This is a genomic window from Janthinobacterium sp. KBS0711 (assembly GCF_000988085.1).
Taxonomy (GTDB): domain Bacteria; phylum Pseudomonadota; class Gammaproteobacteria; order Burkholderiales; family Burkholderiaceae_D; genus Janthinobacterium; species Janthinobacterium lividum_E.
Genome location: NZ_LBCO01000007.1, coordinates 339073 through 339778 on the forward strand (window position 1 = coordinate 339073; position 706 = coordinate 339778).

Genomic DNA, 706 nt, shown 5'->3' on the forward strand with positions numbered 1-706 from the left:
TACGAAGTACCAGGGGCACGTCACCAATCCGGCCCGCATGGCGGAATTCACGGGCCGCTGCTTTGACCGCGCCATGTCGGAAATGGGCCCGACCCAGCTGAACATCCCGCGCGACTATTTTTATGGCGAAATCAAGGCCGAGATCCCGAAGCCGAACCGCCTGGACCGTGGTGCCGGCGGCGAACAAAGCCTCGACGATGCGGCGGAGCTCTTGGCGAAAGCCAAGTTCCCCGTGATCATCTCGGGCGGCGGTGTCGTCATGGGCGAAGCCATCGAAGAGTGCAAGGCCCTGGCCGAGCGCCTCGGTGCCCCCGTCGTCAACAGCTATCTGCACAACGACTCGTTTCCCGCCAGCCACCCGCTGTGGTGCGGTCCGCTCGGCTACCAGGGTTCCAAGGCGGCCATGAAACTGATCGCCAAGGCCGACGTCGTCGTCGCCTTAGGCTCGCGCCTGGGCCCGTTCGGCACCTTGCCGCAGCACGGCATGGATTACTGGCCGAAAAACGCGAAGATCATCCAGATCGATGCGGACAACAAGATGCTGGGCTTGGTCAAGAAAATCTCCGTCGGTATCTGCGGCGACGCCAAGGCGGCCGCCAAAGCGATTCTTTCCCGCCTGGACGGCAAGGCACTCGACTGCGACGCGACGCGTGACGAGCGCTATGCCACCGTGCAAGCCGAAAAAGCGGCGTGGGAAGAGGAATTG

The 706-nt window shown here is 63.2% G+C and carries 1 pseudogene; it reads left to right on the forward strand.

Annotated elements, in window-relative coordinates:
• A pseudogene (locus VM94_RS05390) lies at positions 1 to 706 on the forward strand (sulfoacetaldehyde acetyltransferase); the annotation flags it as partial.